Here is a 17,943-nt window from a genome sequence, read left to right on the forward strand (position 1 = left end):
TGCGCGGAAGATCCACCTGACCCCGCGCCGGGTACCGCGACGTTTGGGTTGTGAGACGGGCAGGTCTTCTGGCTTTCGGCGTTCGCGGCCAGTCGGCGCCTTCCCATCCGCTTGGCGGACAGTGGCTGATGCCGACGGGCCTTGCCGATCACAGCGGCGGCCCCGCGACGGATTCTCACCGTCTTCCCTATTCTCGCGAGAAACGATCTCGCGCACCTGTCTCGAACAGTGGATCTACGTTACGGAGGAAGGGGACCGAAGGCAATGAGGGCTCCGGCCGGTGACTAACCAATCACCGTGAGGGGATCCGCTTGCAGTTCCGGCAGTCCGTCGCGGCAGACTTCGAAGCCGAGGTCTTCGAGCATGCGATAGTCCTCGACCGGGGCCTGTCCCTTGGTGGTGAGGTAGTCGCCGACGAAGAGCGAGTTGGCGGCGTAGAGGCCCATCGGTTGCAGCGTGCGAAGATGGATCTCGCGTCCGCCGGCGATGCGCAGTTCGCGGTCGGGGTTGGCGAAACGGAAGAGGGCGAGGGCCTTCAGGCAGTAACGCGGGTTGAGTCCCGAGGAACCTTCCAGCGGCGTGCCGTCGATGGCATTGAGGAAGTTGACGGGGATCGATTCGACCCCGATGTCGCGAAGCGAGAAGGCCATGTCGACGACATCCTCATCCTTTTCGCCCATGCCGATGATGCCGCCGGAACAGAGTTCCATGCCCGCGTCGCGGACCGCGCGGAGGGTTTCGACCCGATCGGAGAACCCGTGGGTGGTGCAGATCTCGCCGTAGTAGTTTTCACTCGAATTGAGGTTATGGTTGACGCGGTCGACTCCCGCTTCCTTGAGGCGCCGGGCCTGGTCGTCGTCGAGCAAGCCGAGACAAGCGCAGATCTTGATCGGGTATTGATCCTTGATCTTGCGAACGATGGTGGTGACGGTCTCGATCTCGCGTTCGGACGGGCCGCGGGCGGAGATGACGATGCAGTAGGTTTTCGCCTTGCGTTCGGCGGCGAGGCGGGCCCCTTCGAGGAGCTTCTCTTCGTTGAGCAGGTTGTACTTCGGGATCTCGGCGTCGGAGACCTTCGACTGCGAGCAGTAGGAGCAGTCTTCGGGGCAGAGGCCGCTCTTCGCGTTCATCAGGAAGTAGAGCTGGACGCGGTTGCCGAAGTGGTGATGCCGGACGCGGTAGCAGGCGCTCATCAAGTCGAGCAACTCGATGTCGGGCGATCGCAGGATGGCGAGGCCTTGCTCGAAAGAGAGTGGTTCGCCGGCAAGTGTTCGTTCGGCCAGATCGTGCCAACGAGTTGTTCCGGGAGTCTGGGTGACGGACAACTCCTGGTCGGACATTGAGAAACCTCCCTGTGGCTACCGAAGTCGGCGGCCTGGTCAAACGTCGCGTGATGATTCGTCGGGTAATATACCGCCTCGGGTTGGAGACGGCATCATCTTGGTGGTGGATCGGTACAGGAAGTTGGGCTGTCGCTCGAGAAGCGCCTCCCTTCTAGGAGGACGTGCCCGAGGCCTCGAGCTTTTTGAGCGCCCGCTGGGCACGGCGTCGGATCGCGGGTTCGCGGTCGTTGGTCGCGGCCTCGACGGCGGCCTTGGCCGGCGCGGCGCGGGGGCCCAACTCCGCCAGAACGTCGATGATTGCCAAGCGGACGCGAGCGTCGCCGGTGGTCAAACCACGCTCCAGCAGCGGAAGGACTTGCTGAGCGATGATCGGATCGTCGGGAACGACCCGGGCCAGCGCGTAGGCGTTGGTGATCTGCTGGAAAGGATCGGGGTGCGACAGCCCCGCCTTCAAGTCGGGAACCGCCTCCTTCGCGCTCGGACCGATCTTGCCAACGGCGAACCCGGCGTTGTAGCGGACCGGCGCCCGATCATCCTTGAGCATCTCGCGAATCGCGGGGAGTGCCGGTTGGCTCTGCTCTCCCAGTTCCGCGAGCGCCGCGAGGATCGAGGCCCGCTCATGCACATCGGCGTCCTGGAGGGCCTTGGCCAGTTCGGTCACGACTTCCGGTTCGTGTTCGGCCAACTCCGAAAGAGCTTCGATCGCTTGAACGTGGGCGACGTCGTCGCGCTCTTCCAGCACCGAGAGGAGGATCGGGACCAGTTGCGTCAAGCGACGGCCGTGCTGCGGGTCGACATTGGCCAGGGCGTAGATCGCGGCGAGGCGGACACTGGCGTCCTTGGCCTCCAGTTGCTTGAGCAGGAAACCCAGCGACTCCTCCTTCGCGTCCGGTCCGATAGCGCCAATCGCGTAGATCGCGGTCGCGCGGACCACCGGCTCGCGGGTACCATCCTTCGCGACCGAGAGCAGCGTCGGCAGGAGGGGAAGTGCCTTCGGTCCCAAGTGATCGACCGACTCGGCGAACTCGAAGATGACTTGGGGACGCTTCTCCTCGAAGCCTTTCGCAAGAAGGGGAAGGGCACGCTCGACGACCGCCGAGTCGTCGGGAACGATGTTCGTCAGGGCCCACGCCGAGGCGATCGGGAGGAAGGTCTCCTGGGACGAGAGTTTCGCCGTCAGCAGCGGGACCGCCGCCTTCGCGCCCGGTCCGATCTTGCCCAGCGCGTAGGCCGCCGCTTGGGCGATCTGGGGATCGGCGTCGTCGAGCAAGGCCGCGATCTTGTCGGTCGCGGGAGCGGCTCCGGATCTGATGTGGGCGAGGACCAGCAGCGTTTGCAACTTCGTGGCCGAATCGGGGCTAGCGAGCAACCCTTCCAGAGCGGGGACCGCGCCGGCGGCGTCGGGGCCCAGGTGCGAGAGCGCCTTGAGCGCCGCGCCGCGGGTCGCCTCGTCGCCGAGGGCCTTGACAAAGGCGGGAACCATCCGCGTCCCCGTATCGTCCAAGGCGTCGAGCGCCGCGGCGGTCATCTCGGGCGTCGCCTTGGGGAAGAACCGCAGCAGGGCGTCGAGCGCGGTCGTCGATGTTCCCGCCAATCCCAAAAGACCCTGAAACGCCATCCCACGATAGGTTTCGTTCTCGCCGCCAAGGAGTTTGGCCAGCGTCTCGACTTGGGGATCGGTCGCGGGACGTACCCGCACCAGCGCTTGAAGCGCGTTTCCTTGCACCTGTGGGTTGTCGCTGGCGAAGGCCTTCACGAGGGCGTTGGTGACGGCTTGCGAGTTGACGCCGATACTTCCGAGCGCGGCCGCGGCCTTGGCGACTCGCTCGGGCGACATCGCGCTGGAGATTTCCTCGACCAGTTGGGGAATCGCGGACTCGGCGTCACTTCCCAAGAGGCTCAGGGCGAAGATCGACTCGTTGATGGTGTGAGGGTTGGAACTGCGGAGACCGGTCAGGGCGGCCTTGAGGATCCGTGAGCGGATCTCGGGGTCGTCCGGCTTAATGTGCAGCAGTGCCAAGGAAGCATCGACGGCAAGGTGGTTGTCCTCCCCGTCGAGCAGTTTCTCGAGAGGCTCCACCGCCGACGCGGCCGGCGGTCCAATGCCACCCAGGGCGAGCATGCTCATCTCCCGTAGCTGGGCATCGTCCGACCGGAGATTCTTGGCGAGTTGGGGGACCGCTTCGTTCGCATTGGGTCCCAGCATGCTGAGGGCCACGAGCGCCTCGGAGCGGACGCGTGGGTCGCTGTTTTTGAGTGCTTCGAGAAGTCCGGGGATTGCCTTGGGGCCGAGCTGCTCGAGCTCGAAGATCGCTTGCAGACGCGTTTGGACGTTGTCGTCATTGAGGGCTTTGACCAGGGAATCGAGGTCGGCGTCGGCTTGCTGGCCGAACGCCGTCGCGGCGAGCGAGAAGAGCAGGGCAAGTGTAGGTAGCCATCGGGTTGGGTACATCGCGTAGCCTCTTCTCTCTTGGCGATCGGTCATGATGTCCGGGCAAGGATAGCTCTCGGACGCCTCTCCAGCAAACGACACCGGGCCATTCGCGAAAGGTCGGGCGTTCGCATCGTTGGTCGTGTCCTAGCCCCTCCTGAGGCAATCCTATTGCTTTGAATGGGAGGCAACCATCGGGAACCAATCTTAATGAAGTTGTTCCGCAATTGCTCCGTTTGGGGGCTGCCCCCTTGGCAAATCGCTTGTCGCTTGTCACATTAGGGGAAGGGGCAACCCCGACTCCCGTTGACCGCGACCATGGCGGAAGAGGTGACTGCGCGATGATTCCGACGATTGGCAACCGCACCTGGATCCTTTCAGCCCTCCTGCTTGGGCTCCTTGGCCCGTCCCCGGCTCATGCCCAGTACTACGGTTACGGCTACAACAACTACGGCTACGGGGGCTATGGCTACGGTGGGTGGCAGTCGCCGCTCAACAACAGCGCCAACTGGGGACTGCGTGCCTCCGCGGAGTTGCAGGCCGAGGCGGCCGCCCGCTCGGACAACATTCGCGCCTATTCCCAAAGTGAGTTGCAAGCGTCTCAAACTCAATTGACGCGTGCCCAGGCGCGTCGGCTCGCGATCGAGAACCGCTATCAAGCCGAACGAGACAAGTTGCAGTTGGCGCAGATGAAGAGCCAACTGGCCAAGCAGCAAACGGATGCGGCCCAAGTCAGAACCCGAGCGATCCAGGCGCCGAGTTCGACAACGGCGACGAACGCCGCCGCGGGCGCCACGCGGGGGACGACTGGATCGACGGTCAGTGTCGTGCCGACCAAGGCGTTTCACGAGGCCTCGAGCAGCTATGTGAAGTCCTTCGGGGGCAACAAGGTCAACTGGCCCAAGGCCCTCATGGGCGAGGCGTTCGCCAAGGACCGAACGAAGATCGATGCCTTGGTCGCGATGCACGACGAATCCAACGCGAAGCAGCGAAACGAGATTCGTTCCCAGTTGCGGCTTGAACTCGCGGAGCTGTCCTACGATTTGCACAAGAACCACGACGCGATGTCCAGCGCCGAGTATCTCTCGGCACAACAGTTTCTCAAACGGATGACGCTCGCCACTTGGTAGTGGGCGCGTCGCGAACAAGAGTCCCCAAGTCCGGCGCGGCATGGGCGGTCCGTGGGTCGCCTTGTCCGAAAGCCTCTTGGGGCGGCGGTACCTCGGTTGAGAAACAGCCGTGGCCACCGGGAGGAGAGGAAGAGTTCGCTTGAGATGCCCCTCCGAAGAGACCCGCGCTTCGCGAAGAGACCCCCTCTACTCCCCCTTGGACAAGGGGGAGCAATAAGAGTGCTCCTTGGGCAAGGGGGAGCAATAAGAGTGCTCCTTGGGCAAGGGGGAGTACCAGGAAGATTTCCCTTGGACAAAAGGGCAGAGCGCCCGTCACGCGAGGGACCTGGAAGGATTACTTTGCCAACCTGCCTACCCGTCAACCACCGCTCCAAGAAATGACAAATCCCCCGCAAAAAGCGGGGGACTGTCGATTGATTGTCTTTTGACCGTGACGGTCGGCTACACCATCGCGTCGCCTGTGATCACTTGGTGATCGTTCCAGGCTCGATCGCCGAGATTCGGGCCTTCACCGGCTCGGAGGCACCAGGCACCGAACTGGGAGGAGGCGGGATGATGCTCTCGGCCGACTTCGCGGTCGTGACGGTGGCCGGCGCTTCGCTGTCGTCGATCGACTTCAGCGACTTCCCTTCACTCGTTTCGACGAAGACCGGCTTGGGCATGATCGCGGGCCAGTCCTGAGTGAAGGAGGGAGCGGGCCAGTTGCCTTGCGCCGCCGGCGTCGGGACGTTGGTCGCGTCGGTCGATCCCTTGGCCTCGGTCGCCTTCGGGGCGGGCGTCGTGTTGGGAGCCGGGGCCGGCAACGAGGTGCCCGGCATCGGCATGGGCATCGGCATCTCGCTCTCCTTGGGAGCCTTCATCATCGGCTCTTGCGGGGTGGGAGCGGGGACCAAGCTACCCGGGTCGGGCGTTTCGAACGATCCGTTGGTCTGGATCGGCATGGCGTTCATCCCGCCAGGATCCATCGGTCCGTGCATTCCCGTGACGGGCGGCTGGCCGTAGTTGTCGTAAGGACGAACCGGCAGCGGAATGATCTTGCGACCTTTGTTCTCGTGCTTCCACGAGTCGCGGTAGGGATCGTCAAAGCAGGGCGGCTCGAACTTGCTGCCGAGATAGTACTCCACGTCGTTGGGAATCCGGCTCTCGTTACCCGGAAGCTTGCAAGGACGTTGGTCCAGGGCGTTGACCAGGTAGGGAGTCACCACGATCAAGAGTTCCGTCTCGACCTGCTGGTAGGACTTGGTCTGGAACGCCCATCCGAGGGCCGGCAGATCGCCGAGGAAAGGAATCTTCGTCCGCGTCGCCAGGATCGAGCGTTGGATCAGCCCCGCCAGGGCGAAGGTCTGGCCACTCTCGAGTTCGACAGTCGTTTCCACGACGCGTTGGCGGAAGCCGGGGACGCTGGTACCGGAGACTTGGATACCCAGGGCCGGGTCGAGCTCCGACACTTCCGGGCGAACCTCCAAGCGGATGCGTCCGTCGCCGAGCACGGTCGGGACGAAGCGGACGTTGGTACCGAAGGGACGATACTCGACCGCGAGGGTTTGGTTGCCCTGGGGAATCAGCAACGGCGTCTCACCACCACTGTTGAAGTAGGCGGGCTGACCGCTCATCGCGACGATGGTCGGTTCGGCCAAGATCTTGCCGAGCTGGTTCTCGACGACGGCCCGGAGGAACCCGTAGAAGGAGAACGCGTCGGTTCGTTGCACGGAGAAGACGGTGTTCGCGAGAGCGACGTTCGGCGACGGGACCGCGACGAAGGTGTCGGCCGAGCCGGAGAGGGCACCTTCGAAGAGGCCGACGGTCGGACGCAGCGTACTGCGAAGGATCTGGTTGTTGTCGAACCAGGCCCACTCGAAGCCGAGATCGCGAACCTTCGTCCGGCTCACTTCCGCGACGATGACCTTCAGTTGTACCTGTTGGGAGCCGGTCACACGGAGTGCCTCGACGACGGTGACCGCGGCGGGAGCCACGCCGGTGCGAGCGGCGAGGAACCCACGGACCAAGTCCGAGATCGGCTGAACGTACTCGGCTTTGTCGACGTAGCCGTTAAGGACGGCAGTCTGGGCGTTGGCGATGATCACTTCCACGCTCACCGTGGGGAAGAGGCGTCGGATCGTCGCTTCGAGGTACGACTTGTAGGCGGTGGAGATCTGGTCGAGCACGAGCATTTCGACCCGCACTTCCCTCGGCTCTTCGCCTTCCTTCACGATCGGAAGGACGAGCACCGTGGCCCCGACCAGTTCGTTGGTTTGGACCGTGAAGGAGGTGGGCAGCTTTGTCGGCGGCTGGCCGGGGGGAACGTCGAGTTCCACCGTGGCGACCTCTTCACGGGTCGAGTAGGGGGCGTCGTACAGGTGGTACGGCCAGACCGTGAATCGTTCGCTCGTGTTTGTCGAGATGGTGACGCTCTCACCATCGAGTGGGATCTCGATTCCTCCGCGGGAGGGATCGTTCGGTCCCAGATCGGCCGCGGGCGGAGCATTCTGTCCCGCGGGGGGTGCGTCTTGAGCGAGCACCGGTTTGAAGGTGGTCCCGAGCAGGACTGCCAGAACCATAACGCTACGGATCGTTTTGTGCATCCTTGCACCTCGCGCCTTGCACCGTGACCACACACCCACGCGGGAGCGGCAAGTCCAACCGCAATCCCTGGGGACGCCAATCGATTCGAACCACGCCTGTGGGGCGCACCCCTCGACGGAATCACGCAAACCGCGCGATTCTCATCGATCGCACCACGCCCTGGGCGAGGAGCGAACGACAAAACCGCGCCGAGGCAACAGGCACCGGCGCGGCCCTCGGCCCTCCCGCGAAGGAGGGCTTTCCTGACAACATGTGGGGTTCGTCGCGTTGTGGAGCTGACTGTCGTCGGTGAGAGACAGCCGTGTCCTAGCCGCTGACGTTCGTCTTCGACGACGCATCGGCGGCTTCCGAGCCGCTTGAAGGCTCGGGAACCACGGCTTCTTCCTCTTCGGCTTCGAGTCCGAGCGTTTCGACTTCCTCATGGGGAACGTCTTCAGTCAATTCGCTCAGAGTCGCCGCAAGTTTAGAATCGGCAGGTAGCAGGACCGGAAATAACTCGTTTCCCTGAAAATCGCGATAAACCAATCTCTTCCATTTTGCCGGAGGAGCTGACTCCATCGCTACGACCGGAGAACTTGGGATAATCGGAGCGGGTAGGGTCTCCTCCTTGACGGGAGCGGGCGCGACGACCGGCTCCACCTTCTTCATCTCCCCCTTGATCATCTCCGTGATCGACGCCATCAGGCTCTTCTTGGCGTCCGGATCGTTCAGGAAGATCGACTCGGGCGAGTCGGGCATCTCGCGTTCCTCATTGCCCGATCGCAGCAGCGAGTCGGCGGTGATCACGCCGACATTGACCATGTCGTCGTCGATATTGCTGCGAAGCACGAGCGAGAGATTTCCGTTTTGTTCACCCAAGCGAATCTTGATCGATTCCTCGGGATTGAGCAGGAAGGTGACCATTTCCACCACCTGTCCCTTGGTATCCGGACTCGCTCCGTTCTCCATCTCCTTGTTGACCGCGAGGATCTTGACCTTCTGGAGAAGAGTCGTGGCTCGGGCCGGGTTGCTCCGTCCGCTGGAGGGCAATGTCAAGATGATGTCGACGACCGAGTTGGCCTTGATGAAGCCGGCGAGTGCGCGGTCGGTCTTGATCGGCACCGTCACGGCCCGCATTCCCTTGGGGACGACCGCGTGGAGACCGGGGAGGGCGTTGGGATCGGCGAGCTTGCCGGGGGTCATCAACTCTCCCTTCCAGATCGGGTACATCACCGAGCGGCCGACCAACTCGTCCATCGAGGTGACGATGTTCTCGGGCAGTTCCTCGCTGGCGGAACGTTCGCTGTAGCGAAGCATCTGCTCGTTGAGCTGCGTGCCCGGTTGGATGTCGGCGTTGGCGACGACGATGTTGATCTTGTCACCGGTATCCTCGGTTTCCGGTGAGAGAAAACGTTGGGTCAAGAGCATCGCCGTCAGGCCGCACCCGACCGCGATCACGAGCATGACTAGTGTTTGTGGCTTCATCGTTCTGGATCCTCACTCCCGCAACATCAAGAGAACTTGGGACCACCCACGGCGTATCGACGTCGGGCGTGGGTTTGGCGTCATGCACTGATTCGTTCCGTCAACCTAAGAATTCCAGCTTAGGGACTATTCACGGCTCATCGTCGTCGCCCCGATGATCTGCGCGCCACTTAAGTAGTCGAGCAAACGCACCGGCAGCCACGTCACACTGTTGTAGTCCAACTGAATGTTGACCCGCATGTTGTCGTTGGGGCTCGCGTTCTCCTCGATCACGTCGCCACTGTTGAGGGCCGTTCCGTTGACCGCGATCTCCACGACCGTCAAGTTCGTGTCGCTGGCGACGTCGGGTCGTCCGATCGCGTCGCCCAGGTAGCCGCGAACGAAGGTCTCGACACTACCCGCGGTTTGCTGTCCCGTCGCCAACGCGGCCCGGCGAGCTCCCTCCCGCGAGGAAGTGACGACGATCTGGGCGAGCATCACGTACCGCCCAAACTCCAGTAGACCGAAGACGAGCATGAACATCAATGGGGCGACGACGGCAAATTCGACCGCGGCCGCGCCACGCCGTTCCCTCTTGTCCGCTCGGAGCCGACGAATCATGGGGTGATCCCTCCTACAAGTGCCACAGTCACCATGGACATGGAGGGGAGCGTATACGCGAGATAGCCGAGCGACCCGATGGTCAGCGGGACGCCGTACGGGAGTAGTTGCAATCGCGGCTTTCGTTCCTTGGCTTTCGCCGCGACTTCCTCGACGGAACTGCTGTTGGTCCAATCGTGGAGAATCTCGCGGACGTTTTCGAGATTCACCAAGAGCGTCTTCTGCCACATGATCATCACGACGGACATTGCGGCTCCGAGGATGACGGAAATGGCGAACGCGAGCAGTAGGTGCTGGATGCCGAACCACGGGAGCGGAACCGCCCAGGCTCCAAAGCCGGCGTAGAGCTTGACGTCGCCGCCACCCATCGCGCCGATGATCCAGGGGCCCAGCAAGAGGGCGCCGGCGATGAGTGTGCCAAGCAGACTCATCCCGAAGGCTTCCCAGCCTTGCGCTCCCCAATAGATCCAAGCGGTCACGACGGTGGTCGCGGTGATCCAGTTGGGGACCTTCAGCTTCCAACCGTCGATGACGGCGCCCACGATAAGTAAAGCACATCCAATCAGAACCGGCCAATGCTCGATCAGCTTCTCGGGCAACATGAGCCCCCTCTCCCGTCAGGTTTCAACGTTTGTTTCGATGGTACGACATGGGAGGAGGAAGAAGTGCCAACGGACGCGTGTGTGAGGATCACACCAGATTCGTTGCCCGCCTCGACCCATGGCTATTCTTCAACTGCATGATGGGGAAACGGCCTCAAGGGGGGACAAGCCAAGGCGAAAGAAACCTTGTTGGACTTCCCGCCGGAACAGACCGGTCGTCACAGAGCTCGGCATTGGTAGCTGAGAGAAGAGAGTGGCGACGCCCCCACGCATCGAAGACGCGGTGGTGACAAACAAAGAGCCGGAACCCTTGCGGATCCCGGCTCCCGTAATCGTCAAACCGAATCTCGGTTACAGAGCACTCTCGACCTCGGAGAAGGTCGTGCTGGCGCTGGTACCGATCGCCTGAATGGCAACAATGCAGACCACGATGATCAGGGCCAACATCACTGCGTACTCAACGGCCGTGGGGCCATCTTCGTCCTTCAGGAAGTTCTGAACCGCAGAAAGGAAGCGTCGCATTTGTAGATCTCCTATGTGTTCGACACTCCGATGACGGGCCACGCCCGCCTTGCAACGGTAGCCTCCCCTTCCAAACTCACCTATGGGCGGGAACCCATGCCTCGAGCAATCCTATTCGATGCCCGTTCCCATCCTTTCGGCAGCCCGACTATCAATCGTCCGTGACACGATTGACTCGTAGCTTTGCGCCCCCACGCGAGCGTGAGGTTGCCCTTTCGAGAATGGAGAGGCCGACATGACGGCTAACAAAGCTGGGCTTTGTCTCACCTCCACAACATGCTACGTCGCCATTTTGTAGCTGTCAAACAGGGGTTACGATTTTTCCCCTTTTGGGCCTTTCGACCGCTCCGACCCCTCCTCCACCTCTCGATCTCGCGGCTCCTCAAGGGGTTCCGGCAATCGCCAAAGCTCAAACCCGTGGGCCAGCGGAACGACTTCCACCCCAGGTTCCTTTCGCTTAGGCTCAAGCAGCCGCCAGAGCCCGCGACCAACCTCCGGCGGCGGAGCACCTGGGATTCCCGAGCCGCGCCATTCGACCATCCAGTCACGATGGGGGGGATAGGCAAGGTAATGGGCGGGCTCGTCGGGCGCTAATTTGCGCCGTAAATGATCTAATCGGGGCCAAAATGGATCGAATTCCGCGACAACCGGCCGCTGTTTCGTCAAAAATGAGACCAAATGCGCCTTGTCGCCCTCCGCGGTGACGTACGAAACACCCTCGTCTCGCAACTTCGCGGCGACATCCTCAAGCGGGTGCGGGCCCCACACCGTCATCACCACGAGCGCTTGCCCGAGCGACCAGCCAAAGAACGCCAACCAGACCCCGATCAAGCCCATCCAGCGGCAACGCGGACCGGCCAACGCCGCCCCCAATAACCCCGGAAGGATCGCCGAAAGGGGCACAAGATAGCGAATACTCGTGAAATCGAACGCCAGCGCGTTGGAAATGTACAAGACCAGCATCCCCGCCATCGCCAGCAACAAGAAGTCCCCCAACCGAGGACGCTTGGGGTCGAGTCGCAGTAGGGCCCCCAGTGAGCGAGCGTGATTGGCGAGCATGGCGATCGACGCGAGGAGCAGCCCAAACAGCACGATTCCATTGAGGGCGTAGCGACGCGGCAATTCCCGGCCCACCTCGTCGGGAACGATCCCCACCAAGTCATCCCGACCGTAGCGGACCCATTCCCACAGCGGAAATGGGTCGGCTCCCAGAAGCAGCGGCAGCCCGTGCCAAAGAAACGCCAGCGGACGACCGGCGCTCCAGATCGGATGCAAACCGAGGGGAACCGACTTGTCCATCGCCGTATGCGTCAGCGTCTTTTCGAGAACGTAGACGATGTTCGGGCTCATGCCGATCACGAAACCAAGGAGAAACGGAGCCCCCAGTCGGCACCACTCCCGCAGGCGAGGTAGGTGTCCGCGCAGCCGAACGAGAGCCGCCGTCACCCCCATCGCGACGAGCGCCAGGACAATCCATTGGGCGACGCGCGGCGCCAGACCGAAGAGGACGTGGTGATGAGCGACCGGGCCCCGAATCTCGACCGACCAAAGGAGCGTCGCAAAGAACCACGCGCCGAGGACCAGTGCCGGCAGCGCGAGCGGAAGCCCCAACGTGACGCGGTCGATCCGTTCGAGCTGGTTTCGAGCCTTCTCCGTTTGGCGTCCCAGTCGGACCGGCCCGAAGAGCAAGGCATGGACCACCACGGGAGCGACGAAGACCGCGATCGCCGGGTTGATCCAATAGCCGAGCCCGGTCAGGAACCCGAGCGTTGCCAGTTTCCAAGGGGGACGATCGCCGGGAAAGACGAACCACTCCCAGTAGGCCCACCAGAGGAGCGTGCCCGCCAGCAGAACCTCGATGTAGCCGCCCCGCGCCGCCAGGCTCCAATAGACAAAAAAGGGCGAGGTCGCCACGAGGGCCAACGCGCCGCAAAGACCCGCGGCACGCCCCAGGCAGCGGGCGAGAAAGAGGTACTCGACGCCCACCAACAGAGCGAAGAAACAAGCCGGTCCCAGTCGCAACGCGAGAAGCGGATCGTCCGTGACCGCGTGAAAGCCCGCGATAACGTACGCTTCGAGTGCCCCCATGTAGCGTTGGCCGTAAAAGTAGATGGGGAAACGACGCCCCTCGGCGATATCCTGGGCCATCATGCCGACGATCCCTTCGTCGTTGTCGATCAAGCGATCGCTGCCGACGATGAAGGGCCATCGCGCGAGGAACCCGAAGAGGACGAGAAGCAGGGCAAAGACGAGGTCGGAACGGCGAAGGGAGACCGATGGCTCCGGGTTGCTGGGAGATGCCATGGAATCACGGCCATTGGTTGCTGGTTGGGTCATGCTCATGGCAGGCGAAGTATAGCAGTGGGCTCGATGACTGGCAAAAAGCGGATTGCCCGCGGGTGGTCGGAAACGCCTTCTCCGGACGGCGGAGCCTAGCATGAGGACGCGGTATTTTGCCAGCGAGGTGCTTGTGTTCCTCGGGTTCTGGCTCTTTCTCCTGGTCGCGGGACGCGAGAAGCTCCTGAGCGATCCAGGGTCGCTTTGGCATCCTGTCGTTGGCGGGTTGATGCTCGATTCGGGCCACCTGGTGACGGCCGATCCCTTCAGCTTTACCCAAGGGGGCGAGCGCTGGATCGCGATGCAGTGGCTTGCTGAATGCTTCCTGGGGCTCCTCGATCGCTTGGGAGGTCTCGATAGCATCCTCACCGCGACGGCGGCGCTGCTCGCTCTGCTGAATGCCTGGATCTACCACCGGCTGCGACGAGCGGGAGCCTCCTGGCTCTTAGCGATCGGCTTCACGATCCTGGTCTTCTCGACCAGTGCCCATCACTTTCATGCCCGCCCGCACGTCTTTTCGCTTCTCTTCTTGGGGGCGACGATGGCGCTGCTGCTCGATGTCGACGCCGGCAGGGCGTCGCCACGTCGCTGCTGGCTGCTCCTTCCGCTCTTCGTTCTTTGGACCAACCTTCACCCCGCGGTGCTCGGCGGCATCGGCACCCTTGGGCTTGCCGCGATCGGCTGGAGTCTTGTCTATCTCTTTCGGCGTCCGATCGCCACACCCGTCGAAAGCGGCGCGGGGATCGTCGAATTGGCGCTGCTGTGCGGCGCGGCCCTGCTGACTCCTCTGGTCAACCCGTTCGGCGTCGAGTTGCCCCGGGTCTGGTTCTCCCTGCAAGGCTCGGATGTTCTCTCGGAGCTCATTGTCGAGCACGCCCCGATCTACCGATCGCCACTGAACGCTCTTCTCTTTTTGGTTCTGGCGGGCGTCTACTTCTACTTTCTGCTCGGAGTCGAGCGATGCCGGTTGCGGGTGACGTGGCTGATTCCTCTGGTCTGGATCTTGCTCGCGATCGGCAGCCAGCGTCACGGAGCGCTCTTCGCCGTGACGGTCGGGTTCGCGATCGCGGAGATCCTGCCCTCGCACCGTCTGGTGGTCGGAGCCGATCCGGAGAGCATGTTCGCCCTCGATCCGGTCGAGCAGCGAACGCGACTGGCGGCTTGGCGGCTTGCGATCGTCCCGCTGTTGGTGGTCGGAACTTGTCTGGCGTGGCAGGGGCTTGGCGTTCGGGCTCCAATCGTCGGCCGCGGCTGGGCGCGCCCGGATGGCTCGAAAGCTCCCATGGAGCTGTTGCCGAAGCTACGGGAAATTGTTGCCGAGCACGGCGAGGGGATGCCGATCTACAACGATCTCGGCTTGGGCGGGTTCGTGATTCGCTATCTGCCGGGGGCTCGTGTCTTCATCGACGATCGCTGCGAATTCTATGGCGACGAAGGGCTCCAGCATTACGTCGCGGGGCGAAAGGAGATGGCTCAATTCAAGGACTGGGCCGATCGCTACGGATTTGTGCACGCCTTGGTGGAGCCGGCTTCGAAACTCGATCGGCTGCTTACCGACTCGCCCGATTGGAAACTCCTCCAGCGGGCCCCCGCCGCGGCGCTCTATCGTCGCGTCGACTCCGAAGGGGCGTCGAAAGAGTAGGTCGCGTCGATCGTCGGGCGCCGTGACTTTCGACGACTTCTTCTTGGGTGAGTGGGGGCACTTGGGTCACTCTTCCGTCCCCCTTTTCCAAAGGGGGAGCGAATAGCCGGTCCTTGGACGAGGGGGTAAGAGAGTTCGTTCTTCGGGTAGCCCCGGTTGCTTCGCTACCGAGGCCGACGCCGTCGGCTAGAGGTCTCGTGGGAACGTTGGTCACCGAGCGAAGACCGCCACGAACGACCATCGTTGCCCAAGATCTTTAATTTACCCGCGATCGAACCTCGGACCGAGACCTCCTGTGGTTTCGCCGCACCGGTAGCAACGCAGCCGGTGCTGCCCTTGAGATGACAAGGGAAGAGACCCCCTCCTTCTCCCCCTTGGACAAGCGTGAGCGATCAATCGCGGAGAGCGAGGGGCTTGCCGAGTGCCTCGCTCAGAATAAAGGCTTGGCGGAGTTGGTCCTGGCTTGCGATCGGTAGCCCCGGAGGGACGTTGGCGGCATAAGGTTGCCGCTTCCGATCGGGCGACTCCTCGATGATGACCGTTTCGATCTCCTCGACGATCACTTCGGGAGTCTGCTTCGACGGGAGATTCGAGCGGAGCTCACGCCCCTTTCGCGAGTCGGTGCCGCTAGAGGACCGATCGCCAGGACGCTGCTTTGTGGACTCGGCCATCACGACGCGTTTGCCCGATCGTTCTCGGGTCGCGGCAGACCGAGTGGTCGGACCCTGTTGACGACCGGTCGGGCCACCGCGCCCTTGGGCACGGCGATCGTCCTTGCGTTTGACGCCAAGGTCTTCGAGGAAGCGATCGAGTTCCTGTTGCCGTTCGCGACGCCTACCGCCCGGTTCCTGAGCGCCACGGGCGCCGCGCGGCGCTTGTCCCTCTTTCTCCATTCCTCGGACGACGAACCGCGCCAGCCAGATCATGACGACGATCGCCGGGATGATCAGGTCCATCCAGTTGTTCACGTCGATCTCCTTTCACTTCTGGGGCCAGGCCCGTTGGTGGTCCATCTAGGCCTAGATGTCAGCCTCTTGTTCCCCTCTCCCTGTGGGAGAGTGAGCCTCTTGTTCCCCTTTCCCTGTGGGAGAGTGAGCCTCTTGTTCCCCTTTCCCTGTGGGAGAGTGAGCCTCTTGTTCCCCTCTCCCTGTGGGAGAGTGAGCCTCTTGTTCCCCTCTCCCTGTGGGAGAGTGAGCCTCTTGTTCCCCTCTCCCTGTGGGAGAGTGAGCCTCTTGTTCCCCTCTCCCTGTGGGAGAGTGAGCCTCTTGTTCCCCTCTCCCTGTGGGAGAGGGGTTAGGGGTGAGGGGGTTCGAATTCGCAAGTCATCCCTAACAGCCCGTTGATCAATTCGATGCCGGCTACGATCGGCCGGCGCACCAGTGCTCTGTTCCAACTCGAAGTTGGTGTTTGGGCAACCCTAGCCCATTGGCACTGGCGGACAAGCAGCCAGTGGTACCCAAGAACTTAGATGGACCAGTGCATTAGGCTCCGTCTCAACACTCGGCTCTGGCTTCGACTCGCTGCATCGGCACGGGACTTTGTCGGGCTGCATCGACGAATCCAGCGGTTTCGCCTGCTTCGCCCTCCTCGACCCGCACCGATTGGCTGAGTCTCGGGTCGACGACCTACTCTTGAGACGAAGCCTAGGACGACGACGTGTTGTCGGACTGGGTGTTGCGGTTCTGGTAGCCGCCGCTGTTTCCGGTGCCCGCGAAGGACGCACGCATCTCGGTGTCGGCTTGGATGTTTCGCAACCGGTAGTAGTCCATGATGCCGAGTCCGCCGCTTTCGATCGCGTCGGCGATCGCCTTGGGAACTTGCGATTCGGCCTCGACGAGTGTGGAACGGTACTCCTCGACGAGAGCCTGCATCTCTTGCTGTCGGGCGATGGCTTTCGCCCGCTCGCCTTCCGCTTCCGCCCGGGCCCGACGAAGGTCGGCGGAGGCTTGGTCGCCTTGGAGCTTGGCGCCGACGTTGTCGCCGACGTCGACATCGGCGATGTCGATCGAGAGGATGGCGAACGCCGTGCCCGAATCGAGACCCCGTTCGAGAACACGCTTACTAATCCGTTCGGGCGCCTCGAGCACGTCCTTGTAGGTGTCGGCCATACCGATGGTGTTGACGATACCCTCGCCGACGCGAGCGATGACGGTGTCTTCCTTGGCACCACCGATGAGGCGCTCGAGGTTGGTCCGCACCGTGACACGAGCGCGGGCTCGCAACTGGATGCCGTCCTTGGCGACGCCATCAGCGGTAAAGCGTCCGCGTGTCCGGTCGGGACAGTCGATCACTTTCGGCAAGACGCTGGTTTGGACCGCCTCGAGGACGTTTCGCCCAGCCAGATCGATCGCGGTCGCTTGCTTGAACGTCAGGGGGATGTCGGCGCGGTCGGCGGCGATCAGGGCGCGGATGACATTGGGGACGTTGCCGCCGGCGAGGTAGTGGGACTCGAGCTCGCGGGTGGGGATTTTCAGGCCGGCTTGAGTCGCCATGATCTTGCTGAGCGTGATCATCTTGTAGTGGTGCGGCTTGTTCCCGACCCGGCGCAGGAACATCCCCATTATATCGGCGATACTGACGCCGGCGTGCGTGAGGAAGGCTTGCAGCCAGAGGCGAAAGAAGCTCGAAAGAAACCAGAGTCCGAACAGGACGAACAGGGCGACGATACACGCCGCCACGATCGCCAAGATAGTCAACGGATTGTCCATGCGCTGTGTCTCCGCGGTGGTCCTAATCCAAGTCGGGCGTGAAATCTTTCAGCTCGGTGGCGGTCAGCTTGCGCACCTTGACGCGATTTCCCTCGACCGCGATCACCCGAACGTATTCTCCCTGCTCAATCATAACGCCTTCGGTCACGGTATCGATTCGTTGACCGAGAAGTTCCGTCATTCCCGACGGACGTAGCGGTGTCAGTGTACGACCGATCGCTCCCTCGAGCGAGTCGTAGCGCTCGTCGATCCCCTCGTCGGAATCCTCCTCCGCATCGTCGCTTGGGGACTCGAGGAACATTCTCTTCCCGATCGGGGTATTGCGCCAGATGCGAATCAGGAGGCGAGGCAGGATCAGGATCAGTCCGAAGATGGTGACAACGAACAGAAAGCCCGTGCCCACCCCGACTTGGAAGGCGAAATAAAGGCTTCCCAAAATGCAGACGCTCGAGGCGATGAAGAGAAGCCCGGCACTGGGGATGAAAAGTTCGATGAAGACGATGAGCACTCCGACGACGAGGAGGATGAAGGCCAATCCAAACGAACTCGTCATGGTGGTGTCACTTTGGGGATGAAGGTGA

At 62.5% G+C, this 17,943-nt stretch carries 14 protein-coding genes and 2 riboswitches; of the genes, 2 read left to right on the forward strand and 12 right to left on the reverse strand.

What is annotated here, in order from left to right:
• Positions 1-41: 41 nt before the first annotated feature.
• Positions 42-235, reverse strand: a riboswitch (cobalamin riboswitch).
• 49 nt (positions 236-284) lie between these two features.
• Together bioB and Pan216_RS02895 are read right to left on the reverse strand one after the other, a co-directional pair.
• Positions 285-1,340, reverse strand: coding sequence for a biotin synthase BioB (bioB, locus tag Pan216_RS02890; RefSeq protein ID WP_145254551.1), 1,056 nt, complete (start codon positions 1,338-1,340; stop codon positions 285-287).
• 154 nt (positions 1,341-1,494) lie between these two features.
• Positions 1,495-3,795 (reverse strand): HEAT repeat domain-containing protein, encoded by a 2,301-nt coding sequence (locus Pan216_RS02895; protein ID WP_419193196.1) that lies wholly within the window; start codon positions 3,793-3,795, stop codon positions 1,495-1,497.
• Between the two features lie 320 nt (positions 3,796-4,115).
• Between Pan216_RS02895 and Pan216_RS02900 the strand changes: the two genes are divergently transcribed.
• Positions 4,116-4,904: a hypothetical protein gene (locus Pan216_RS02900; RefSeq protein ID WP_145254558.1), complete on the forward strand. Its 789-nt coding sequence runs from the start codon at positions 4,116-4,118 to the stop codon at positions 4,902-4,904.
• Positions 4,905-5,368: 464 nt separating this feature from the next.
• On the opposite strand, the gene Pan216_RS02905 is transcribed toward Pan216_RS02900, so the two are convergent.
• The 6 genes from Pan216_RS02905 to Pan216_RS02930 form a co-directional block, all read right to left on the reverse strand.
• Complete coding sequence (locus Pan216_RS02905; RefSeq protein ID WP_419193197.1) at positions 5,369-7,462, reverse strand: type II and III secretion system protein family protein; 2,094 nt, start codon at positions 7,460-7,462, stop codon at positions 5,369-5,371.
• Positions 7,463-7,793: 331 nt separating this feature from the next.
• Positions 7,794-8,951, reverse strand: a complete 1,158-nt coding sequence (gene cpaB, locus Pan216_RS02910; protein WP_145254564.1) for a Flp pilus assembly protein CpaB — start codon at positions 8,949-8,951, stop codon at positions 7,794-7,796.
• Positions 8,952-9,077: 126 nt separating this feature from the next.
• Positions 9,078-9,551 carry a TadE/TadG family type IV pilus assembly protein gene (locus tag Pan216_RS02915; RefSeq protein ID WP_145254567.1) on the reverse strand — a complete coding sequence of 158 codons (474 nt, stop codon included), beginning with the start codon at positions 9,549-9,551 and terminating at the stop codon, positions 9,078-9,080.
• Positions 9,548-10,153, reverse strand: coding sequence for an A24 family peptidase (locus Pan216_RS02920; protein ID WP_145254570.1), 606 nt, complete (start codon positions 10,151-10,153; stop codon positions 9,548-9,550). The genes Pan216_RS02915 and Pan216_RS02920 overlap by 4 nt, the downstream gene beginning before the upstream one ends.
• 351 nt (positions 10,154-10,504) lie before the next feature.
• On the reverse strand, positions 10,505-10,675 hold the full coding sequence (locus Pan216_RS02925; protein ID WP_145254573.1) for a Flp family type IVb pilin: 171 nt from the start codon (positions 10,673-10,675) through the stop codon (positions 10,505-10,507).
• Between the two features lie 135 nt (positions 10,676-10,810).
• A riboswitch (cyclic di-GMP riboswitch) is annotated at positions 10,811-10,897 on the reverse strand.
• Between the two features lie 90 nt (positions 10,898-10,987).
• Positions 10,988-12,979, reverse strand: coding sequence for an ArnT family glycosyltransferase (locus Pan216_RS02930; protein ID WP_419193198.1), 1,992 nt, complete (start codon positions 12,977-12,979; stop codon positions 10,988-10,990).
• 133 nt (positions 12,980-13,112) lie between these two features.
• Here Pan216_RS02930 and Pan216_RS02935 point away from each other — a divergent pair, with 133 nt between their 5' ends.
• Positions 13,113-14,654 (forward strand): hypothetical protein, encoded by a 1,542-nt coding sequence (locus Pan216_RS02935; protein WP_419193199.1) that lies wholly within the window; start codon positions 13,113-13,115, stop codon positions 14,652-14,654.
• Positions 14,655-15,046: 392 nt separating this feature from the next.
• Here Pan216_RS02935 and Pan216_RS02940 read toward each other — a convergent pair whose 3' ends face one another.
• The 4 genes from Pan216_RS02940 to Pan216_RS02955 all read right to left on the reverse strand — a co-directional run bounded on the left by Pan216_RS02940 (position 15,047) and on the right by Pan216_RS02955 (position 17,915).
• On the reverse strand, positions 15,047-15,622 hold the full coding sequence (locus Pan216_RS02940) for a hypothetical protein (RefSeq protein WP_145254581.1): 576 nt from the start codon (positions 15,620-15,622) through the stop codon (positions 15,047-15,049).
• Positions 15,619-15,975, reverse strand: a complete 357-nt coding sequence (locus Pan216_RS02945) for a hypothetical protein (RefSeq protein WP_145254584.1) — start codon at positions 15,973-15,975, stop codon at positions 15,619-15,621. The genes Pan216_RS02940 and Pan216_RS02945 overlap by 4 nt, the downstream gene beginning before the upstream one ends.
• Positions 15,976-16,297: 322 nt before the next feature.
• Entirely contained in the window at positions 16,298-17,362 is a 1,065-nt protein-coding gene (gene floA / locus Pan216_RS02950) for a flotillin-like protein FloA (RefSeq protein ID WP_145254587.1), read from the reverse strand.
• Between the two features lie 22 nt (positions 17,363-17,384).
• Positions 17,385-17,915, reverse strand: a complete 531-nt coding sequence (locus Pan216_RS02955; RefSeq protein ID WP_145254590.1) for an NfeD family protein — start codon at positions 17,913-17,915, stop codon at positions 17,385-17,387.
• Positions 17,916-17,943 lie beyond the last annotated feature (28 nt).

The organism is Kolteria novifilia, from assembly GCA_007748055.1.
Taxonomy (GTDB): Bacteria; Planctomycetota; Planctomycetia; order Kolteriales; family Kolteriaceae; genus Kolteria; species Kolteria novifilia.

Bases quoted from the DNA above. Each gene is read 5' to 3' on its own strand.
- bioB (WP_145254551.1), bottom strand. From the start codon at position 1,340: ATGTCCGACCAGGAGTTGTCCGTCACCCAGACTCCCGGAACAACTCGT.
- Pan216_RS02895 (WP_419193196.1), bottom strand. From the start codon at position 3,795: ATGTACCCAACCCGATGGCTACCTACACTTGCCCTGCTCTTCTCGCTC.
- Pan216_RS02925 (WP_145254573.1), bottom strand. From the start codon at position 10,675: ATGCGACGCTTCCTTTCTGCGGTTCAGAACTTCCTGAAGGACGAAGAT.
- cpaB (WP_145254564.1), bottom strand. From the start codon at position 8,951: ATGAAGCCACAAACACTAGTCATGCTCGTGATCGCGGTCGGGTGCGGC.
- Pan216_RS02920 (WP_145254570.1), bottom strand. From the start codon at position 10,153: ATGTTGCCCGAGAAGCTGATCGAGCATTGGCCGGTTCTGATTGGATGT.
- Pan216_RS02955 (WP_145254590.1), bottom strand. From the start codon at position 17,915: ATGACGAGTTCGTTTGGATTGGCCTTCATCCTCCTCGTCGTCGGAGTG.
- Pan216_RS02930 (WP_419193198.1), bottom strand. From the start codon at position 12,979: ATGGCATCTCCCAGCAACCCGGAGCCATCGGTCTCCCTTCGCCGTTCC.
- Pan216_RS02935 (WP_419193199.1), top strand. From the start codon at position 13,113: ATGAGGACGCGGTATTTTGCCAGCGAGGTGCTTGTGTTCCTCGGGTTC.
- Pan216_RS02915 (WP_145254567.1), bottom strand. From the start codon at position 9,551: ATGATTCGTCGGCTCCGAGCGGACAAGAGGGAACGGCGTGGCGCGGCC.
- floA (WP_145254587.1), bottom strand. From the start codon at position 17,362: ATGGACAATCCGTTGACTATCTTGGCGATCGTGGCGGCGTGTATCGTC.
- Pan216_RS02905 (WP_419193197.1), bottom strand. From the start codon at position 7,462: ATGGTTCTGGCAGTCCTGCTCGGGACCACCTTCAAACCGGTGCTCGCT.
- Pan216_RS02900 (WP_145254558.1), top strand. From the start codon at position 4,116: ATGATTCCGACGATTGGCAACCGCACCTGGATCCTTTCAGCCCTCCTG.